Below are 18,950 nucleotides of genomic sequence, written 5' to 3'. Positions count from 1 at the left end.
ACCGCGGATTCAAACATCATTCGTCCCTTCATTAGAAAAAATCTAATGAGGACGCATGATGTTTTTTTGTCTTCATCAGTGAAGACAACGCTGCTGACAAAATGTCACAGAAATTGAATTCGAGGAGGAAATTTTAATGACAACAATTTTTTCTGGCGTACAGCCTACAGGTATCGTAACTTTAGGGAACTATTTAGGAGCATTCAAGCAGTTCCCAGCACTACAAGATGAAGGAAATGCTATTTATTGTATCGTTGATCAACATGCCATCACTGTTGCACAAGATCCTAAAGAATTACGAGAAAGTATTCGTAAGCTTGCTGCTACTTATATTGCTACTGGCATTGACCCTAAAAAGTCTACGTTATTCATTCAATCAGAGGTGCCAGCACATGCTCAGGCAGGATGGATGTTACAGTGCGTTGCGTCTATCGGTGAGCTAGAACGTATGACACAATTCAAAGATAAATCACATGGTAAGGAAAGCGTATCTGCTGCACTTTTAACATATCCACCGCTAATGGCTGCGGACATTCTACTTTATAATACAAATATAGTCCCTGTCGGCGATGATCAGAAGCAGCATATTGAGCTAACTCGTGATCTTGCAGAACGCTTTAACAAACGTTTTGGTGATGTTTTAACGATTCCAGAAATTCAATTACCAAAAGCAGGTGCACGCATTAAATCCTTACAAGAGCCAACTAAGAAAATGAGTAAATCCGATCCAAACACGAAAGCAACAATCCGTTTATTAGATACTGCGAAAGACATTGAGAAAAAAATTAAATCAGCTGTAACAGACTCTGACGGTATCGTTGCATTTGACGTGGAAAATAAACCAGGTGTTTCAAATTTATTGACAATCGAATCGGCTATTTCAGGAGTAGCCATTGAAGATTTAGTCAAAAAATATGAGGGAATTGGCTATGGTGGATTCAAGCAGGGTGTAGCAACAGCCGTAATCGAACACTTAACACCTATTCAAGAAAAATTCTATCATCTAGTAGAATCATCAGAATTAGATGTCATTCTAGATGAAGGTGCTGAAAAGGCGAATGCGATTGCTAGCGCTACATTAAAACGTATGGAAGATGCTATGGGTCTTGGTCGCGCACGTCGCTGAACTTATGGCTTGTCTGAGGAACGATCAAAGCCTAAATCAAGCACAACTGCGCAGATGATAATACAGGCTCCTACTGCCATATAAAATTCTGTTGTTTGAAAAATAAATTTGAAAACAACCTTCCATGAATAACCTAGTGTGCGGTAATTTAAATACAATATAAGATTCCCTACTGAGAGGATCATTAAGCCATAACTTACTAAAAATAAAAAGAGACGAAACATAGTAGTGGCATCCTTTCTACTTCTTCTTACTTATCATTTATTCACAAAACTATAAAAAAAGACGTCAGCCATTTAAATAAAATGTACCCTTTGTAAAGGACATTTTGAAAAAGGTTAGGCAACTTCTTGAAGCTGCTGTCTGTATTTTGCAGGCGGCAGCTTTTTTAAATTCCATTGCCCTCGATAATGATTGTAGTAAATCATATAACTCTTAATTTCTTTCTTTACTTCTTCTAACGTTTCACATGCTCTAATAGTTGTTTCATCTTTAAAATGCCCAAAGAACGATTCTTGTGGCGCATTATCCCAACAGTTTCCTCGACGTGACATGGACTGTCCTAAGCCAATTTTCTTCACTAAGGCTCGGAATTTTGGATTCGTATAGTGGAAACCTTGATCCGAATGGATAAAGGCATCCTCCCTTAAATGCCGATGTTTCTTTAATTTATGTAACGTATTGAGCGCAATTTCTATACCCAATGTAGAGGATACTTCATACGCTAAAATTTCATTTGTTTCGGCGTCTTTTATCGTTGATAAATAAGCACGTTTACCGCCTCCATATGTTAAATATGTGATGTCGGTTAGTAATACTTTTCCTGCCACACCTTGCTTGAAGTTGCGCTGTAAATTGTTAGGGCATATACGGTGTTCCTTCGTTGCTTTTGCCATACGACGCGCTGGATTGGCTTTTCGAATGGGACAGATAATATTAAACTTTTTCATAATGCGACGGATACGCTTAAGGTTGTACGTAATTTCATATTGGTTTTCTAGTGTCATTTTTATTTGACGTGCGCCTTTCTTTCGTCCTCGGAAATGAAAGGCCTTTAAAATGACTTCTTTCACCACTTCATCTTCTTCATTCTGTTTTTGACGAGTTAAGACAGCTTCTTCTCTAAAATAGCGATAGTAGCCTGAGCGTGAAACCTTTGCCATTTCACAAAGATATCGTACCATCCGTTTTAATTGATATTTTTCAATAATTTGATGGATTAACTCAAATTTTTGTGTAGTACTTATTTTGATTGCTTCCTTATCAGCTGCCTTTCGAGTTGATCTAGCTTTTTTAAAAATTCGTTTTCTGCTTCTAACAATTTCATCTTCGCCTCTAAGCGGGCGTATTTTTCTTCTATACTTAATTCGCGTTCTAAAGGGCGACCTGAAGCATGTTTTCTGGCATCTTCTAAGCCTGTAAGCCCATGCTCTTTATAAGCTGTACGCCAACGATTCGAAGCTCTCCGAATACGAGCTGGACCAAGGGCTTCAATGTCAAAACCCGCCTCAAAAAAGATTTCACTTGGATATTTTCCTTTATCGTATTCATCAATAAAAAATTCTTTAAATTCATCTGTATAAGTAATGGCTTTCGCGCTTACTGTTTTGACGTATGGATTTAATTTTAATTGTGCCTGTTGTTGTTCCGAAAAAAATTTTTTAGTCATACAATCTACCACCGCTCGTTTTTTCTTCATTATAAATAAAAATACCCTATAAGATGACCTTTTTGAAAGTGTCTATCTTATAGGGTACATTTTAAAATTCGGCTGACGTTTTTTATGTTTACATATTATGCTTCATATTTTTTGAATAGAAGACTTGCATTGTGACCACCAAAACCAAGAGAATTACTCATTGCATATTGAATATTTGCTTCTCTTGCTTCGTTTGGAACATAATCTAAATCACATTCAGGATCAGGATCTTTTAAATTGATTGTAGGTGGTAAGATCCCTTCTTTAAGAGCTAATGCTGTGAAAATAGCTTCCACACCACCAGCTGCGCCTAATAAGTGACCTGTCATAGATTTTGTAGAGCTCATAGCAAGGTTATACGCATGATCACCGAATGCAGTTTTAACAGCTTGTGTTTCGAATAAATCATTGTATGGCGTACTCGTACCATGTGCATTAATATAATCAACTTGTGATGGCGCTACACCACCATCTGTTAATGCTTGCGTCATCGCACGCGCTGCGCCTTCACCCTCTGGAGCTGGAGCCGTAATATGATGTGCATCGCCTGTTGCACCATAACCTAAAACTTCAGCATAGATTTTGGCACCACGAGCTTTTGCATGTTCATACTCTTCTAAAATAACGATACCCGCTCCTTCTCCGATAATAAAGCCATCACGGTTTTTATCGAATGGGCGACATGCTGCTTGTGGATCTTGATTCAATGATAATGCTGTATTGGCACAGAAGCCTGCCACAGCCATTGTTACGATTGGTGATTCAGCACCACCCGAAATCATAACATCAGCATCTCCACGTTCAATTACTTTAAAGGCATCCCCAATAGAGTTTGTACCTGAAGCACATGCCGTTACAGAACAAGAGTTAATTCCCTTTGCCCCAAAGTGAATAGAGACTTGGCCCGATGCCATATCAGGAATCATCATTGGGATAAAGAATGGGCTAACACGTCTTGCACCACGCTCTTGGAATGTTAAAAATTGTTGTTCATATGTTTCCATTCCACCGATACCAGAACCAATCCATACACCTGCACGTGGAGCTAGCTCTTCATCAATTGTTAGCTGTGCGTCTTCCATTGCCATAATCGAAGCAGCTAATGCGTACTGTGTGAAACGATCCATTTTACGTGCTTCTTTACGATCAATGTATTTTTCAATATCAAAGTCCTTCACTTCTGCAGCAATTTTTGCTGCAAAAAGGTCTTTATTTAAACGTGTCAGCTCACCAATGCCAGATTTACCAGCTTTAATGTTTGCCCATGTTTCTTCGATGCTATTTCCTAGTGGTGTAACTGCGCCAATTCCTGTAATTACTACTCGTCTTTTACTCATTGTCTTACTCCCCTCAAGCATTTTTCCTACTTATTTTCCCCATCTCATAGCTACGGCACCCCATGTTAAGCCGCCACCAAAACCTACAAGGACTAATAAATCATCCTCTTTAATCTTACCTGCTTCGAGCTCATCTACCAAGGAAATACCAATAGATGCTGCTGAAGTATTTCCGTATTTATGAATCGTTTTTGACATTTTTTCTGGTGGTAGCTCTAAACGCTCACGAGCAGATTCCATAATACGTATATTTGCCTGATGTGGCACTAAGAAATCAACGTCTTCTTTTGTTAATCCTGCTTTTTCTAATACATTAACAGCCGATTCACCCATTTGACGTACAGCAAATTTAAACACCTCACGACCATTCATCGCTATTGTGTCTTGCTTCGTTAAATAAAGATTCTTTCCGCCTGTTCCGTCAGCACCAAGTTCAAATGATAAAATACCTCTACCTTCAGAGACTTGCCCAACGATAGCTGCACTGGCACCATCGCCAAATAATACAGCTGTATTGCGATCTTCCCAATCAACTACTTTCGACAGCTTTTCAACACCTACTACTAAGACATATTTATAAGCATTTGCCTCAACAAAGTGCTTTGCTGTCACTAAGCTATATATAAATCCTGCACATGCTGCTGCTTGATCCATTGCTGCAGCATTTACTGCTCCGAGTTGTTCCTGAACCATACAAGCTACACTTGGAAAAGTTTGATCCTGTGTGACAGTTGCTACAAGAATTAAACCAATTTCCTCAGGCGTAATACCCGCATTTGCAATAGCTTCTTTTGCAGCAGCTACTGCCAAATCTGAAGTTTCCTGATCATCTGCCGCAAAATGACGTTCTTCAATGCCTGTTCGAGTACGAATCCATTCATCCGAAGTATCCATGATTTTTTCCAAATCAAAATTTGTAACGACCTTCTCAGGAACATATTTGCCTATTCCTATAATACCAGCGTTCATATAGCAACCCCTCAGCTTTCTTACTATCAATTATTAGTAACTGGTCATAATTATAACGCATATAAAAGGAATGACGCAAGATGATTTAAAATTAATATATAGAAGGGTGGTGGTTGATTATAGGAATTTTATGAAATGGAGTTCTCTTTTTTGGAGCGATTCCCCCTATTTCAGAGCCGTCCCTAAATACTTTACATCACTAAAATGCAAAATCTCATATTTGTTGTGACAAAATCGCCATGTTTCACATAAATGGTTCATTTTTTTTTGATTTATGTTATGATATGATAATGAATATGAGTAAAACCTTATGATGAAAAAAGTTCGGTTGAGGTGAAATTAATGCAATATATCGTAACGTTCATATGGTCATTCCTACTAGTTTCTATGTTAAACTACGTAGTCAGCTCTGTACTTGGTGTACCATTTAATTTCCAAACTGGGGCAATCGTTTCTGTTGTATTCTCCATCCTTATCTTTATTATTGGAGCGATCATTCCAAACGACCCTACACCAGAAGCTGCAGACCATCATTAATTCAGCTAGAAAAAACCTGTTCAGCACCATGCCGAACAGGTTTTTTCTGTTATTTTTCCACAACACATTGACCATCACGCATTTTCACATGCAATGTCTCCCCTGGTAAAACTTCTCCACGTAAAAGTTCTTTAGCAACGGCTGTTTCAATATGTCGCTGTACAAAGCGCTTTAGTGGTCTTGCTCCAAATTGGGCATCTGCTCCTTGCTCTACTACCCAATCAATGACCTCTTGCTCGACAGATAAAGTAATTTCTTGCTCTGCGACACGCTTAATCAATTGCTCTACATACTTCCAAGCAATCGCCGTAAAATGTTTAGTAGTTAAAGCATGGAAGAAGATGATATCATCCATTCTGTTTAATAGCTCTGGTTTAAAATGTTGTCTTAGGGCTGACATGACTAAGTCCTCCACAGCTGCATCATTTTCTTTTGCTTCCATTAAATAGCTAGAGCCAATATTCGAAGTTAAAATGACCACTGTATTTGTAAAATTCACCATTCGTCCCTGACTATCTGTAATACGTCCATCATCTAAGATTTGCAATAAAATGTTCGCCACATCAGGATGAGCTTTTTCAATCTCATCTAGTAGCACCACAGAATAAGGATTTCGGCGAACGGCTTCTGTTAGTTGTCCACCTTCCTCATAGCCCACATAGCCTGGAGGCGCCCCAACAAGTCGAGACACACTATGTTTCTCCATGTATTCACTCATATCAATCCGAATAAAGTGATCTTCTGAATCAAATAACTGTGCAGCAAGTGCCTTTGCAAGTTCTGTTTTACCTACACCAGTTGGACCTAAAAATAAAAAGCTACCAATAGGTCGGTGTGGATCTTTGATACCTGCACGTGCACGCCATACCGCTTCTGTCACTAATTGAACTGCTGTATCTTGTCCAACCACACGTTCATGTAATGTATCCTTTAAACGTAATAGTTTTTCACGCTCACCCTCTACTAATTTTGTTACAGGGATTCCTGTCCAACGCGAAACAATTGCAGCGATTTCATCTGCTGTTACCTCTTCACGTAAAATACGAGATTCCGCACCGTTCTCTAATTCCTTTTCAAGTACCTGAATGTCTTTTTCAAGTGTTGGAATTTTACCATGACGTAATTCAGCAGCTTTATTTAGATCATATTTACTTTCTGCCTCATCTAGATCACGACGATATTTATCCAATGTTTCACGTTTTTTCTGAATATCGTGTAGTTTTTCTTTTTCTGCTTCCCATTGTTGTCGCATGCCCTTAGATGACTCTTTTAACTTAGTTAATTCTTCGCGTAATTGCTCCAGACGTTTTTTACTTGCCTCGTCCTTTTCCTTACGCAATGCCTGTTCCTCAATTTCAAGCTGCATAATACGACGTGTGACTGCGTCTAATTCCTGTGGCATTGAATCAATTTCTGTACGAATCATTGCACAAGCCTCATCAATTAAATCAATGGCCTTATCAGGTAAAAATCGTTCTGTAATATAGCGATTGGATAGTTCTGCTGCCGCAACAATTGCTCTGTCATGAATACGTACTGCGTGATGTAATTCAAAGCGTTCCTTTAAACCACGTAAAATGGATACCGTATCTTCTATAGATGGCTCACGTACTAGTACTTGCTGGAATCGACGTTCTAAGGCAGGATCCTTTTCAATGTACATACGATATTCGTCTAAGGTAGTAGCACCAATACAGTGTAATTCACCACGTGCTAGCATAGGTTTTAGCATATTTCCTGCATCCATAGCGCCATCTGTTTTTCCTGCACCTACGATCGTATGAATTTCATCAATAAATAGAATGATTTGTCCTTCTGATTCTTTTACTTCTTTTAGCACACCTTTTAAGCGTTCTTCAAATTGTCCACGATAACTTGCACCAGCGATTAACGCACTCATATCTAATTCATATAATACACATTCTTTCAAGCCTTCTGGTACATCACCTTTAACAATACGCTGTGCTAAACCTTCCACAATTGCCGTTTTTCCAACTCCTGGTTCACCGATTAATACAGGATTATTTTTTGTTTTACGTGTTAGAATACGAATTACATTTCGAATTTCTTCATCACGCCCGATAACAGGATCCATCTTGCCGTTTTTTACTTCTTCAATTAAATTGCGTCCAAATTGTTCTAATGGTTTTTTATTGTCTGTTTGTTGAAATTGCATAGCTAGCACTCCTTTTTTTCATATTTCTCATTATTTATATACCCATTCTTATTCATTAGAAAAAAAGTTTGACCTTTTTTGACTAACTTTATTTTACATCACTCGACAATGCTTAGCAAAGAAATCGCCCTAAAATTTTTTCACTTATTATGGAAGTTTACGTTATAATAATGGTATGTTTCTATGTTTTAGTATCGAAATCCACTATCCTTTTGTAATAATCGCCATTTATTACAAAAAGAAAGCGATGTGTTGGAGATATGGTTTTAATGGATAATATGTTTGAAAAAATTAAAGATCTTTTTCAAACCCATGGTGTTTTTATCAAAGTGAATAAAGGAAATAAAATTTTTCTAGAGGGTGAACGGGCAAAAGAAATTTATTACATCCAATCAGGTGTTATTTCGATTAGCCAAGAATCCGAGACGGGTAAGGAATTAACCATTCGTATTTGTGGCCCTGACAGCATAATAGGAGAAGGTTCGTTATTTTGTAATCTCGTCTATAATTCGATGACTGCCAAAGTTTTAGAACCCTCTACGTTGTATGTTTTGAGTCGTAAATCTTTGGAGCATTTACTAGAAGAGCAGCCGACAGTTATGGTGGAATACATGAAGTGGCTACAAACAGAAAACTTAAAGCATCAGAGTCGTTTGCGCGATTTAGTGTTAAACGGAAAAAAAGGTGCTCTATTTTCAACGCTCATTCGGCTGTCCAATACGTATGGTAAACCTGTAGAAAATGACTCGATTTTTATTGATTTTCAACTAACAAATACAGAAATTGCAAATCTGTGTGCGACAAGTCGGGAAATGATTAATCGTATGCTGAATGATTTAAAAAAACATGAGATTATCACTTTTGATAAAGGATTTATTACCATTCATGATTTACAATTTTTAAAAAATGAAATTGCCTGTGAAAATTGTCCATTACAAATATGCCGTATCGATTAGTTTCGTTACAAGCAAAAACCCTGCTTATTTTTCAATAAGCAGGGTTTTAAATAAGCCATTTTAACGTACGCCCAATGCCATTTTGGCATAGCGTGACATTTTATCTTTCGACCAAGGTGGATTCCATACAATATTAACATTTGTACTTTTCACTTCTGGAAGTTCACCTAACGCCGTATTCACTTGATCCACAATGACTGGACCAAGTGGGCAGCCCATAGATGTTAGCGTCATCGTAACAGTTGCAACACCTTCATCATCTAATTCCACATCATATACTAAACCTAAGTTGACAATATCAATGCCAAGCTCAGGATCAATTACGTTTTCTAAAGCACCTAACATGCTATCTTTCATATCCTGATCCATTCGTATTTCTCCTTCCATCATAGTGTTAACCTTATCATAGCAGATGCACCCTGTTATGCCAAATGCTGTGCAAGCCATGCTGTGGCTGCTAGCATACCGTCACGTGGTACAGCATGTCCAGCCCGTTTGTTAACCATGAACTTTAAATATTCAGGGTTTGCTTCATAGTATTCCCGTAATGTTTCATAAAATTTATACGTTTCGTGAAAAGGAACTGTTTTATCTAATTCTCCATGCCAAAAGAATACAGGGCGGCCCGCGAATTTTTCTGGTGTTAAACTGACATCATATTTAGCAAGGGCTTCATTAATTTTTTCAACGTCTTCCTCTGACATCGGCCAGTTAACTCCGCTTTTAGCAAATTGTTGCAATTGGTATTCACCCAATTTTATAAAACCAGGTGCACCCATGCATATTGCAGCTGTTTGTATCCAATCATAAAGTTTCAGACAGCCTGATGTCACGATGCCACCCATTGAAGTGCCTCCTATGCCAATTTTATGACTAGCTAATAAATTTTTATTCTTTAATTCATCATATAATTGTTGTACTTCATGAATAGAATTTAAAACAATGTCCCAAAAATTTAAATTCATTTGCATTTCCGTTAGGCCTTCGCTACGCTCACCATGAAATTTTGCATCTGGCAATAGGACACGCACCCCTTTATGCACCAATTGGTATGCATAGTGTAAGTTATGTTCTTTTGCACTCATAAAGCCATGCAAAAAAATGACTACCGGGGTTTCTTCATTCATATTGTCTGTATGTATATGTAATAAAGGAATATTTCCCCACACTTCTTTTTCTACAAACATTATTGTCACTCCCAACTATTCTCTCATCTTTATGTTAGCAAACTTTTTTCACTGTGACAAAATTTTGACGAATGTAAGACAAAGAGATACTATTCAAACTATAGGAAAGGGGCAACGAGCTATGAAACCGCATTTAATCGTATTAGACTTAGATGGAACTTTATTAACAGATCAACAGCAAATTTCTGCAAAAACGAAAAAAACATTATTGCAGGCTAAGGAACAAGGGCATCAAGTGATGATTGCGACGGGACGTCCATACCGTGCAAGCGATCTTTATTATCATGAACTTGGGCTCACTACACCCATTGTTAATTTTAATGGCGCATATGTGCATCATCCTAAAAATGTCTCTTGGCAACATATGCACACACCAATTGATTTAAGTGTCGTACATGATGTTGTTGATTCTATTAACAGTTATGAATACGAAAATATTATCGCTGAGGTAAAAGATGATATTTATGTCCACACAGAAGACGATCGTATTTTAAATATTTTTAATATGGGTAATCCAAAAATTACACTTGGGGATTTATACACACACCTCCTGGATAATCCCACAAGTTTATTAATTCAGGCAAATGAAGCGAATTCAGTTATTATACGTGATCATTTGCAGGCTGTGCACGCAGAAGTCATTGAACATCGTCGATGGGGCGCACCACTTCATATTATTGAAATTGTGCGTCGCGGCTTAAATAAAGCTGTGGGTATTGCACATGTGGCAAAAGATTTAGGTATTCCTCGTGAGCGCATCATCGCATTTGGTGATGAAGACAATGATTTAGAAATGATCGAATATGCTGGACTTGGTGTAGCGATGGGGAACGGTATTTCAAGTCTTAAAAACATTGCCAATGAAATTACGACAACGAATAATGATGATGGAATTGCAAAAATACTCATTGAACGCTTGAAATTATCATAGTTAAGTAGTAAGTTCAAGTTAACATTCCATTTTTACCAGTTTAACTTTATTCAGTGGTACCCCTTCCATTTATCTAAAGTGAGTATCTACTGAATAAAGTTAAAAAGCTTTAAAAGTAAGTTGAAATTAGGGGGACAAGAGAATGAAGATTTTTACGGATAGTGGATGTGATCTACCAAAATCTTACTATGAAGAAAATGATGTCGTGCTACTCCCTTTACGAGTGCAATTGAACAACAAAGAATATGAAGATGTGATTTCAATTGATTCCAAAGAGATCTATGATGCAATACGCCAAGGTGCTCAGCCAAAAACATCACAAGTGTCACCTGAGCTCTTTTTGAAGCATTTTGAGGAGCTAGCCAAAAATGATGAAGAAGGTATTTATATCGCTTTTTCATCAGAATTATCAGGCACATATAGTACTGCTCAAATGATTCGCAATCAGGTACTTGAGCAGTATCCTTCCTTAAAACTAGTCATTATCGACTCTAAATGCGCATCACTAGGCCATGGCCTTGTCGTGGAAGAAGCTGTACGACTGCGAAATATAGGAGTATCCTTAGAAGACATGGCCTCTAAAATAAACACCCTTGCACCTCAGGTCGAGCATTTATTTACTGTAGAAGACTTAGATTACCTTGCAAAAGGTGGTCGTGTATCAAAAGCTAGTGCATTTTTAGGTGGCCTTCTTAGTATTAAGCCTATTTTAAATGTAGAAGATGGCAAACTTGTACCGATTGAAAAGTCGCGCGGTCGAAAAAAAGCACTTAATCGTATGTTAGATTTAATGCAGGAGCGTGGTGGCAGCTTTACAAATAAAATCGTAGGTATTAGCCATAGTGACGACGCTGCCTTTGCGAATGAAGCAAAAGCCTCTATCCAGGAGCGTTTTTCACCTCAAGCTGTGCAAATTACCATGATAGGTTCCGCGATCGGCTCACATGTCGGACCTGGGACTATTGCAATTTTCTTCACAAATAAAAGCTTTGAAGGCTAATAAAAAGCATGCTAGGATGGCTCCTGGCATGCTTTTTTGTCGTGTTATTATTATTGGACGTCTTGCTCCTGACGACGAACTTTCCCTCGTTTAATGATGATGACAACAAAGCCAATAAAGATCACCCATACTAAGCCAAGAGCCACCATATAAGGAGTGTTTAAGCCTTCATCATTGCGAACTTGATAAATTTCAACCATTTCTCGGTCTAAAATAACAGGATAGACTTCTTTTTCATTTATGCGAACTTTTTCCTCATGTAAAATACCGTTCAGCATTTTCCCTTCACCAAGTTGTTCAGGTGTTAAGTCGACGCGTTGTGTTTTACCAGTATTATTAACCATGATTACCCACTTTTCTTCGTCAGAAGAACGTGTAAAGACAAGAAGGCCATTTTCATTTGTAATGACTTCAAAATCACCATTACGTAAAGTAGCTGATTGATTACGTAAAGATTGAACATTTTTAATATAATCTATCAGTTCCTCGTCTGTTTTAAAGTTATAAAGCTGGTGTGTATCTGGTTTTGCTTCCCCATTCATAGCAATTTCTGTCCCGTATTGTACGACAGGAATTCCTGGTAGCATAAATAAAGCACCCATCGCCATTTTTAAGCGGGTAGGTGGGAACATATTTTCATTAGCAGAGTCAAATGTAAAACGATGAGTTTCAAGTGAATCCACCATAATTTGTGTCGGTTTTTCTCCTGCGAAGGGTTCCATTAATTTAGAAGAATCCATATCCACGTTTTTAAATATATTACGATAGATATCTGCCGTTACAGGTGAGAAAGTTGCATCAAAGTCAGCATCGCTTTCTTCATTTGCTATCACATAAAGTGATGTTTTTGTCTCTTTTAATGCAGCTATTACTGCATTGATAAACGCTGTATCAGCCCCTGCGATATTTGTTAAACGAATGCCACCGATGTCATATGTAGAAACAAATTCAGTTACTGCTTGAATAAGTGCTTCTTGCACATCCTTATTTGATAAATCCCACTGTACTTGTCCATTATTGGTAGATGCAATCCAATCCGCTTTCGATGCATCCTTTGCCCACTCATGATTTGGACTCACATTTGTAAGTGGAAAATCCACCATAATGGACATATTTTTCGCTTTGTAGGCCTCTACAGTACTTTGGAATTCTTCCGTTGTTCCAAAATGACGTTCTATTGTAGTATAACTTGTGGGCATTGATCCATCATACTTCTCTGTAGAAAAAATAGGCCCAATGGAAACAATTGTATAGCCCATCTCACCGATAAATTTCAGTTTATCCTGTAAACCTGTAAAATCGCCCCCCGCAAATTTCGAAGAGTCCTGCGTATTTGTATCAAAATCGTTTGTGCCCGAGCCATTAAAGAAACGGTCAACGAGTAAATCATAGATGCTTTCTTCTGCTATTGTTCTAGTCGCTGATTCATCCGCATGTGCTACTGGAATGGTACCTACGAATGAAGCTGCTAATAAAAGTGATGCAGCCGTCGCACTTATCCACTTCTTAAATTTCACTGTTATTCCCTCTCTTTCAAACCAATCAACGTCATTTTACCAAATAACTCTGTCACGTCGCTATCTTTTCCAAAGATTTTGCGTAAAAGCGAAATGAATTACGACAAAAAGGTGTCAATTCCGTCTTCCGTTTTCGTTTACAAAATAAAAGCCGTGAAGCAACTACTTCACGACTTTTAAATCATTATGCTAAGAAATCTTGACCCATTGGCAGTTTAAATCCTAGGAACAAAGTGATTAATAGGAATACTGCAAATAAAATCCAAAACATAGCTGTTGGTTTATTTTTCTTTTGACGCACTAAGACCATTTCCATCATGCCAATTACAAGTATGCCACCTAAGAACTTAAATCCGTAAAGCATACCTTTACCATAGTCCATTGCCTCGATAAATAATGCCCCACCTGTGATGATTATTAGTACATAAAACAGACGTAATGTCATATGTAAGCCTTTTGATTGCTTGCCCATTAGTGCCGCAATTAAAAAGATGACAATACCTACTACCCACGTAGTAATATGCAAATGCGTTTGGCTAGTTAAAAAACTCATGTTTGTCCCCCTCATTCTTTTTCTATCAAACTCTATCCTACCATGCGATGGAAAGGGTTTCAAATATTACAATAGTGTTCACACAATTTACATCATTTAAAACTTGGAATCCTTGCATCTCATAGTTTTTACTTCTGTTACTATGCCTTAAAGCAGTAAAAAACCCGCGGAGTATAGACTCACGCGGATTGATATCATCATTATTCAAAATGGTTGACTAAAGTACCAATTCCTTGAATAGATACTTTTACTGTATCTCCAGCTTTTAAGAATTGCGGCGGGTTCATCCCTTTGCCAACACCAGCTGGCGTACCTGTTAAAATCACATCTCCTGGCTCTAATGTTACATGCTGAGATAGGATGGATACTAACGTTTCAACAGAGAACATCATATCTTTCGTAGAGCCATTTTGACGTACTTCATCATTGACCTTTGTCACTACTGTTAAGTCTTGTGGATTTGGGATCTCATCCTTTGTCACAAGGTATGGTCCAAGAGGGCAAGTACCGTCCAAGCTTTTACCCAAGAAGAATTGTTTATGTTTCTCTTGTAAATCACGAGCTGTTACATCATTGGCAATAGTATAACCAAATACATAATCAAACGCTAAGTTTTTAGGAATGTTTTTGCCTCGTTTACCAATAACGATAGCTAGCTCACCTTCATAATCCATTTTTGAAGAAAGATCTGCATGTATGGAAATTGTTTGTCCATCTGCAGCAATTGCAGTTGGTGATTTTGTGAATACCATTAAATCCGTTGGTGCTGCCTCTGCACCCATTTCCTTTGCATGTTCATCATAGTTTTTACCAATACACATAATATTTTTAGGTGTACGTGGAATTGGTGAAAGCCATTCGATCTCTGTAAATTCACGTTTAAAACTATTAGCATTATCTGATTTTTCTGCTGCTTCTACTAATTTACGAATCTGTTCCACAAAATCAAAGCCTAAAGCAATGCCATCCACGATTGAACTTGAAAAAGAAGGGAGAACTTGAAGTTCACTTTGAATAGCGAGTACATCCCATACCGCTTCTTCTTTTTTTACTTTTGGTCCAAAGCTTACATGTCCACCTAATTTGAATGATAAAATTTTCATGATTGAAAGAGCTCCTTCTTTTTTCTACATAATACAACAATATGATAGAAATTACCTCATTTTTGCGACAACATTTTTATAAGTTGTTATATCTTCATAAAATATGCATGTGAAGAGGAATATATTAACGCACTTCTACTTTTTGCTTATATGTTAATTTACGCCATATTGTTTCTAACGGTCCTTGTTTCCACTTAGATAACCAGATTTCTGCTATGATCATTTGCACAACAATAATGCCGACAGCAATTAATACCCCTGTTTCTACACTTACTTTACCATACCAGCCAAAGCCAAATTGGTAGAATAAACAAGTACCTATAATAGATTGAAGAATATACATCGTTAATGACATGCGTCCGATTTTAGCAAAAGGACTAAGTAGTTTTGGCATTATTGGCACTAAGCAAAGTAACACAATGACCCCAATATAGCCCACCGATAGAACTGGGCCCCCTATGTATACCTTTAAATAATCTAGTAAATATGTTCTTGTAAACATAATAGATAAGCTTTTTATACCAATACCGATGACCAATCCAGCAATTGCAAACGCCAGCCAGAGCCACTTCAATTCTTTAGCCCGTTCTACTAAATGCCATTTAGAGGCAGCGGCCCCTATTAACATATACGGTAAAATCGTGAACAGTGCGACAAACCACATCTCGATGCCTGCCTGCGTTGATAAATCTGTTAAGCGTTGCAAAAAGGCATCTACCCAGTTTCCTGTCCCATAAGCCGTGATGGCCTTCTCTACTGAAACGATATCTAAGTAATCATCTACTTTTGTATTAAAATTTACAATCCCTACTACAAAGAGCATAAAAGCTTGCATCAAGCCATTAATAATCAAAGCACTCGCTAATAGCCAGATGGGACTCAATCGTAGTAAAAGCACTAAGAAAACGCCACAAAATGCATACATCATTAATATGTCGCCCCACCAAATTAGCACAGCATGGACAAAACCAAAGGCAAACAGAATGGACAGTCTACGAAGCCCTAGTGTATAAAAGTTTTGTTCACGGCTCTGAGCCTTTTGCCACTGCATGGCTAGTCCATAACCAAATAGCATGGCAAAAAGCGGATAAAAGCTACCTTGCACATAAATATCTATATTTTTTTGCCAAACAATATCCGATGGGGTTGTAAACCATGATGCCAAATCAATATGCGGCATTGGCAAATAAAAGGTATACATATTTACAAGTAAGATACCTACTAAACTAATCCCTCGTAAAATATCTAATGTTGCTATTCGTTCCTGCAACATTGTCGGTTTTAACTCCACAAAATAGCCTCCTCTTGACTAGCAGCTATGGTGAAGGCAGGGCAAGAAAAAACTTTGCCCTACTTTGGCCATAACAAGTTCTTTATGCGTATATGGTCTGTTCATTATCGAATAAATATAATACTTTATCGCTCACCTTAATGTGTAAAATAGATTCAATGGCTTCACTATAAACACGAAGCTGAACAGCATAACGACCTAATATTTCTTTTGACAGGGCAGGCTCCTGCGCAAAATGAGATTGTATACGATCCGTTTTATAATCCAACAAGATCCAATCACCGTTTTCATCCTCAAATAGGCAGTCAATAATTCCTTGCACAATTTGAGCATCACCATCTTCATCGATTCTACTAATCGTAAACGGCATTTCTCTACGTATCTGCCTTGCGCGTTGAAAGCGTTGCCCTATTTCTGTCTCAAAGAAACGATAAATCTTCGCTTGTGGAACTACTTTGCCCTCCGCCTCTGTTAAAAGCTGTCTTGCCACTAAATCCTCTACAAAGTCTCTTACAGCATTGATATGACTAAAGCCAAACTGAGGGACATGCTGCATCACTGTGTGCACAGCTGTACCAATTTCAGCTCCTGTTAGCTGTTGCTCCTGTAAAAAAGTTGGTCGAGGTGCAATGGACGAAGCCTTTTGCTTGGTAGGAGAGGCAAAATAATATTCGGGTTCCTCCTGGCGCTGTAGATTTTCTATTCGCTTTATTTCACTAACAGATGTTTTGGAGCGCTTTCTTGTTGATTTTTGATAGGCATACTGCGCTTGAAAGCGGGTCGTGATTTCAGCTAGCAGGTCCTCATCCTCTTGCATTGCAAACGCTTGCTGTACTTCATCGCCCATCGCCTGTAACTCATACGAATAATGCTTTGTATCGATGGCTTGAACCCACCAATGTGATTGATCCTCAACTTCTTTATAAGTAGTGCTTGCTACTGTTGCAAAATCTGCATGCCTTGCTACTGCTGGGCCAACCCAGTCCAAATAACTATTTGCTCTCGCACGTAAATATTCCTGAAGCGGTGCATCCATTGGTAAACTTTGCGCGTCCTGCCAGCTTTCGCGTGTTTTCTCCCAGTTCTTCACTGAGCCTACTAAAATCAAACGCTCTTTCGCACGAGTCATAGCAACATATAAGACACGCATTTCTTCTGCGCGCATCTCCAGTTCTTTTTTCTCCTTTAATGCCAAAAACGGTAACGATGTATATGTGATACGATTTTCAGGATCAATGGCCTTAACAGCTAGTCCAAAATCTTGATCAAACAAATAGGGCTGATGAAAATCCATTTTATTAAACGGACGTCCCATTCCTGCCACAAAGACTACTGGATATTCTAAACCTTTGGAAGAGTGTATTGTCACCAGACGTACCACATCATCCTTTTCGCCAATTGATTTGGCAGTACCTAAATCATCGCCACGCGTACGCATACGATCAATAAAGCGTAAAAAACGGAAGAGTCCACGAAATGCTGTTTTTTCATACATTAACGCGCGATCATGTAAAACGCGTAGATTTGCCTGACGCTGTTTGCCATTCGGCATTGCCCCAACCATTTCATAATAATGTGTATCTAAATAAATTTTCCAAATTAAATCGGACAATGATCCACGCCGTGCTAAATCACGCCAATTTTCAAAGGCCAGCATAAAGCGTTGTAGCTTTTCAAATGTAGAGGTTTGCACACCATGTCCCTCACTACGAATAAATTGTCGTAAAGCATCATAAAAAGGGACCTTTTGATCAGCTAAACGAATTTTCGCAAGCTCATTTTCCGTTAAACCAACAAACGGTGCGCGCAGTACAGAGGCTAAGGGGATATCCTGATAGGGATTATCGACTACCTTCAGGACGTTTAACATAATCATTACTTCAAGTGCGTCAAAATAGCCTTTAGCTGATTCTGCATAGAGCGGAATCCCTGCCAGCTTAAATTCCTCCACTAAGTCTGTTGACCATGTCATCGAGCGCATTAATATTACAATATCGCTATACTTTAATGGTCGCTCTGTTTTTGTTTTCGTATCATAAACGGTTGTTCCATCTTCCATCATCTGACGGATACGATCGATAATAAAGCGTGCCTCATATTGTGATTTTTTTAATTCCTCTAGCTCATTAGCCTCATTGCTTATTTCTTCCAATTCTTCTATTACTTCTTCTTCCTCTGGTGGATGCATTACGACCAGCTCAACAGGTATTTCTTTCTCATCATAAGGCGCAGCAGGCTTTAATGACGCATTGTCGTCATAAAGAATTTCACCAACTCGCTCACCCATAATTTGTGCAAAAACGTAGTTTGTGGCATTTAATACTTCTTTTCGACTTCGGAAGTTAGCGTTTAAATCAATTCTCATACCCGTTACATCAGGTGTCTCCAAATACTCACTATATTTTCGCATAAAAAGCTTTGGCTCAGCTAAACGGAAACGGTAAATACTTTGTTTTACATCCCCAACCATAAAAAGATTGCCATCTTGTTCCTCACCAGTTTTGACGAGCTGTAAGATGGTTTCCTGTAGCATATTGGATATGGATAGGTAAGCATTTGAAGTAATCT

17 protein-coding genes, 1 pseudogene and 1 other annotated feature (1 of these 19 only partly in view) are annotated in these 18,950 nt (G+C 38.2%); of the genes and pseudogenes, 5 read left to right on the top strand and 13 right to left on the bottom strand.

Annotation, left to right across the window (positions count from 1 at the left end):
- Positions 1-31: a binding site (T-box leader), on the top strand (it extends 191 nt beyond the left edge of the window).
- Positions 32-136: 105 nt separating this feature from the next.
- On the top strand, positions 137-1,126 hold the full coding sequence (trpS, locus tag MHB39_RS03870; RefSeq protein ID WP_016994331.1) for a tryptophan--tRNA ligase: 990 nt from the start codon (positions 137-139) through the stop codon (positions 1,124-1,126).
- A gap of 2 nt (positions 1,127-1,128) precedes the next feature.
- Here the strand turns inward: trpS and MHB39_RS03865 are convergent, their stop codons facing one another.
- The 5 genes from MHB39_RS03865 to MHB39_RS03845 form a co-directional block, all read right to left on the bottom strand.
- Positions 1,129-1,350 carry a hypothetical protein gene (locus tag MHB39_RS03865; protein ID WP_016994330.1) on the bottom strand — a complete coding sequence of 74 codons (222 nt, stop codon included), beginning with the start codon at positions 1,348-1,350 and terminating at the stop codon, positions 1,129-1,131.
- Positions 1,351-1,464: 114 nt separating this feature from the next.
- The gene (locus MHB39_RS03860) at positions 1,465-2,427 is read right to left on the bottom strand and encodes an IS3 family transposase (protein ID WP_231745103.1); all 963 of its coding nucleotides are present in this window, start codon (positions 2,425-2,427) and stop codon (positions 1,465-1,467) included.
- The gene (locus MHB39_RS03855) at positions 2,370-2,795 is read right to left on the bottom strand and encodes an HTH domain-containing protein (RefSeq protein WP_058844812.1); all 426 of its coding nucleotides are present in this window, start codon (positions 2,793-2,795) and stop codon (positions 2,370-2,372) included. The genes MHB39_RS03860 and MHB39_RS03855 overlap by 58 nt, the downstream gene beginning before the upstream one ends.
- A gap of 125 nt (positions 2,796-2,920) precedes the next feature.
- Complete coding sequence (fabF, locus tag MHB39_RS03850) at positions 2,921-4,162, bottom strand: beta-ketoacyl-ACP synthase II (protein WP_016994329.1); 1,242 nt, start codon at positions 4,160-4,162, stop codon at positions 2,921-2,923.
- 30 nt (positions 4,163-4,192) lie between these two features.
- Positions 4,193-5,131, bottom strand: coding sequence for a beta-ketoacyl-ACP synthase III (locus tag MHB39_RS03845; protein ID WP_016994328.1), 939 nt, complete (start codon positions 5,129-5,131; stop codon positions 4,193-4,195).
- A gap of 342 nt (positions 5,132-5,473) precedes the next feature.
- Between MHB39_RS03845 and MHB39_RS03840 the strand changes: the two genes are divergently transcribed.
- Positions 5,474-5,668, top strand: a complete 195-nt coding sequence (locus tag MHB39_RS03840) for a YjzD family protein (RefSeq protein ID WP_016994327.1) — start codon at positions 5,474-5,476, stop codon at positions 5,666-5,668.
- A 49-nt stretch (positions 5,669-5,717) separates the two neighbouring features.
- On the opposite strand, the gene MHB39_RS03835 is transcribed toward MHB39_RS03840, so the two are convergent.
- Positions 5,718-7,844: an AAA family ATPase gene (locus tag MHB39_RS03835; RefSeq protein WP_342545881.1), complete on the bottom strand. Its 2,127-nt coding sequence runs from the start codon at positions 7,842-7,844 to the stop codon at positions 5,718-5,720.
- Positions 7,845-8,113: 269 nt separating this feature from the next.
- Here MHB39_RS03835 and MHB39_RS03830 point away from each other — a divergent pair, with 269 nt between their 5' ends.
- Entirely contained in the window at positions 8,114-8,800 is a 687-nt protein-coding gene (locus MHB39_RS03830) for a Crp/Fnr family transcriptional regulator (protein ID WP_342545879.1), read from the top strand.
- 60 nt (positions 8,801-8,860) lie between these two features.
- Here the strand turns inward: MHB39_RS03830 and MHB39_RS03825 are convergent, their stop codons facing one another.
- Both MHB39_RS03825 and MHB39_RS03820 read right to left on the bottom strand, forming a co-directional pair.
- Positions 8,861-9,169: a metal-sulfur cluster assembly factor gene (locus MHB39_RS03825; RefSeq protein ID WP_004227477.1), complete on the bottom strand. Its 309-nt coding sequence runs from the start codon at positions 9,167-9,169 to the stop codon at positions 8,861-8,863.
- Positions 9,170-9,222: 53 nt separating this feature from the next.
- Complete coding sequence (locus MHB39_RS03820) at positions 9,223-9,987, bottom strand: prolyl oligopeptidase family serine peptidase (RefSeq protein ID WP_066036275.1); 765 nt, start codon at positions 9,985-9,987, stop codon at positions 9,223-9,225.
- 121 nt (positions 9,988-10,108) lie between these two features.
- Between MHB39_RS03820 and MHB39_RS03815 the strand changes: the two genes are divergently transcribed.
- Both MHB39_RS03815 and MHB39_RS03810 read left to right on the top strand, forming a co-directional pair.
- Entirely contained in the window at positions 10,109-10,918 is an 810-nt protein-coding gene (locus tag MHB39_RS03815) for a Cof-type HAD-IIB family hydrolase (RefSeq protein ID WP_066036276.1), read from the top strand.
- Between the two features lie 142 nt (positions 10,919-11,060).
- A complete protein-coding gene (locus tag MHB39_RS03810) occupies positions 11,061-11,918 on the top strand; it encodes a DegV family protein (RefSeq protein WP_036076685.1) in 858 nt (285 codons plus the stop codon).
- 50 nt (positions 11,919-11,968) lie between these two features.
- Here the strand turns inward: MHB39_RS03810 and MHB39_RS03805 are convergent, their stop codons facing one another.
- The 5 genes and pseudogenes from MHB39_RS03805 to addA form a co-directional block, all read right to left on the bottom strand.
- On the bottom strand, positions 11,969-13,435 hold the full coding sequence (locus MHB39_RS03805; protein WP_342545878.1) for an alpha-amylase family glycosyl hydrolase: 1,467 nt from the start codon (positions 13,433-13,435) through the stop codon (positions 11,969-11,971).
- Positions 13,436-13,619: 184 nt separating this feature from the next.
- Positions 13,620-13,988, bottom strand: coding sequence for a YisL family protein (locus MHB39_RS03800; protein WP_004227486.1), 369 nt, complete (start codon positions 13,986-13,988; stop codon positions 13,620-13,622).
- Positions 13,989-14,188: 200 nt separating this feature from the next.
- Positions 14,189-15,091 carry a fumarylacetoacetate hydrolase family protein gene (locus MHB39_RS03795; RefSeq protein WP_048392038.1) on the bottom strand — a complete coding sequence of 301 codons (903 nt, stop codon included), beginning with the start codon at positions 15,089-15,091 and terminating at the stop codon, positions 14,189-14,191.
- A 124-nt stretch (positions 15,092-15,215) separates the two neighbouring features.
- Positions 15,216-16,382 (bottom strand): DUF418 domain-containing protein, encoded by a 1,167-nt coding sequence (locus MHB39_RS03790; RefSeq protein ID WP_342545877.1) that lies wholly within the window; start codon positions 16,380-16,382, stop codon positions 15,216-15,218.
- Between the two features lie 82 nt (positions 16,383-16,464).
- Positions 16,465-18,921: pseudogene (gene addA, locus MHB39_RS03785) on the bottom strand (helicase-exonuclease AddAB subunit AddA); the annotation flags it as partial.
- Between the last annotated feature and the right edge of the window lie 29 nt (positions 18,922-18,950).

This window comes from Lysinibacillus sp. FSL K6-4013 (assembly GCF_038630435.1).
In the GTDB taxonomy this organism is placed as follows: domain Bacteria; phylum Bacillota; class Bacilli; order Bacillales_A; family Planococcaceae; genus Lysinibacillus; species Lysinibacillus boronitolerans.
This window is presented reverse-complemented; position numbering and strand designations above follow the sequence as displayed.

Coding starts and splice junctions, on each gene's coding strand:
- trpS (WP_016994331.1), top strand. CDS start 137: ATGACAACAATTTTTTCTGGCGTACAGCCTACAGGTATCGTAACTTTA.
- MHB39_RS03865 (WP_016994330.1), bottom strand. CDS start 1,350: ATGTTTCGTCTCTTTTTATTTTTAGTAAGTTATGGCTTAATGATCCTC.
- MHB39_RS03855 (WP_058844812.1), bottom strand. CDS start 2,795: ATGACTAAAAAATTTTTTTCGGAACAACAACAGGCACAATTAAAATTA.
- fabF (WP_016994329.1), bottom strand. CDS start 4,162: ATGAGTAAAAGACGAGTAGTAATTACAGGAATTGGCGCAGTTACACCA.
- MHB39_RS03845 (WP_016994328.1), bottom strand. CDS start 5,131: ATGAACGCTGGTATTATAGGAATAGGCAAATATGTTCCTGAGAAGGTC.
- MHB39_RS03840 (WP_016994327.1), top strand. CDS start 5,474: ATGCAATATATCGTAACGTTCATATGGTCATTCCTACTAGTTTCTATG.
- MHB39_RS03835 (WP_342545881.1), bottom strand. CDS start 7,844: ATGCAATTTCAACAAACAGACAATAAAAAACCATTAGAACAATTTGGA.
- MHB39_RS03830 (WP_342545879.1), top strand. CDS start 8,114: ATGGATAATATGTTTGAAAAAATTAAAGATCTTTTTCAAACCCATGGT.
- MHB39_RS03825 (WP_004227477.1), bottom strand. CDS start 9,169: ATGGATCAGGATATGAAAGATAGCATGTTAGGTGCTTTAGAAAACGTA.
- MHB39_RS03820 (WP_066036275.1), bottom strand. CDS start 9,987: ATGTTTGTAGAAAAAGAAGTGTGGGGAAATATTCCTTTATTACATATA.
- MHB39_RS03815 (WP_066036276.1), top strand. CDS start 10,109: ATGAAACCGCATTTAATCGTATTAGACTTAGATGGAACTTTATTAACA.
- MHB39_RS03810 (WP_036076685.1), top strand. CDS start 11,061: ATGAAGATTTTTACGGATAGTGGATGTGATCTACCAAAATCTTACTAT.
- MHB39_RS03800 (WP_004227486.1), bottom strand. CDS start 13,988: ATGAGTTTTTTAACTAGCCAAACGCATTTGCATATTACTACGTGGGTA.
- MHB39_RS03795 (WP_048392038.1), bottom strand. CDS start 15,091: ATGAAAATTTTATCATTCAAATTAGGTGGACATGTAAGCTTTGGACCA.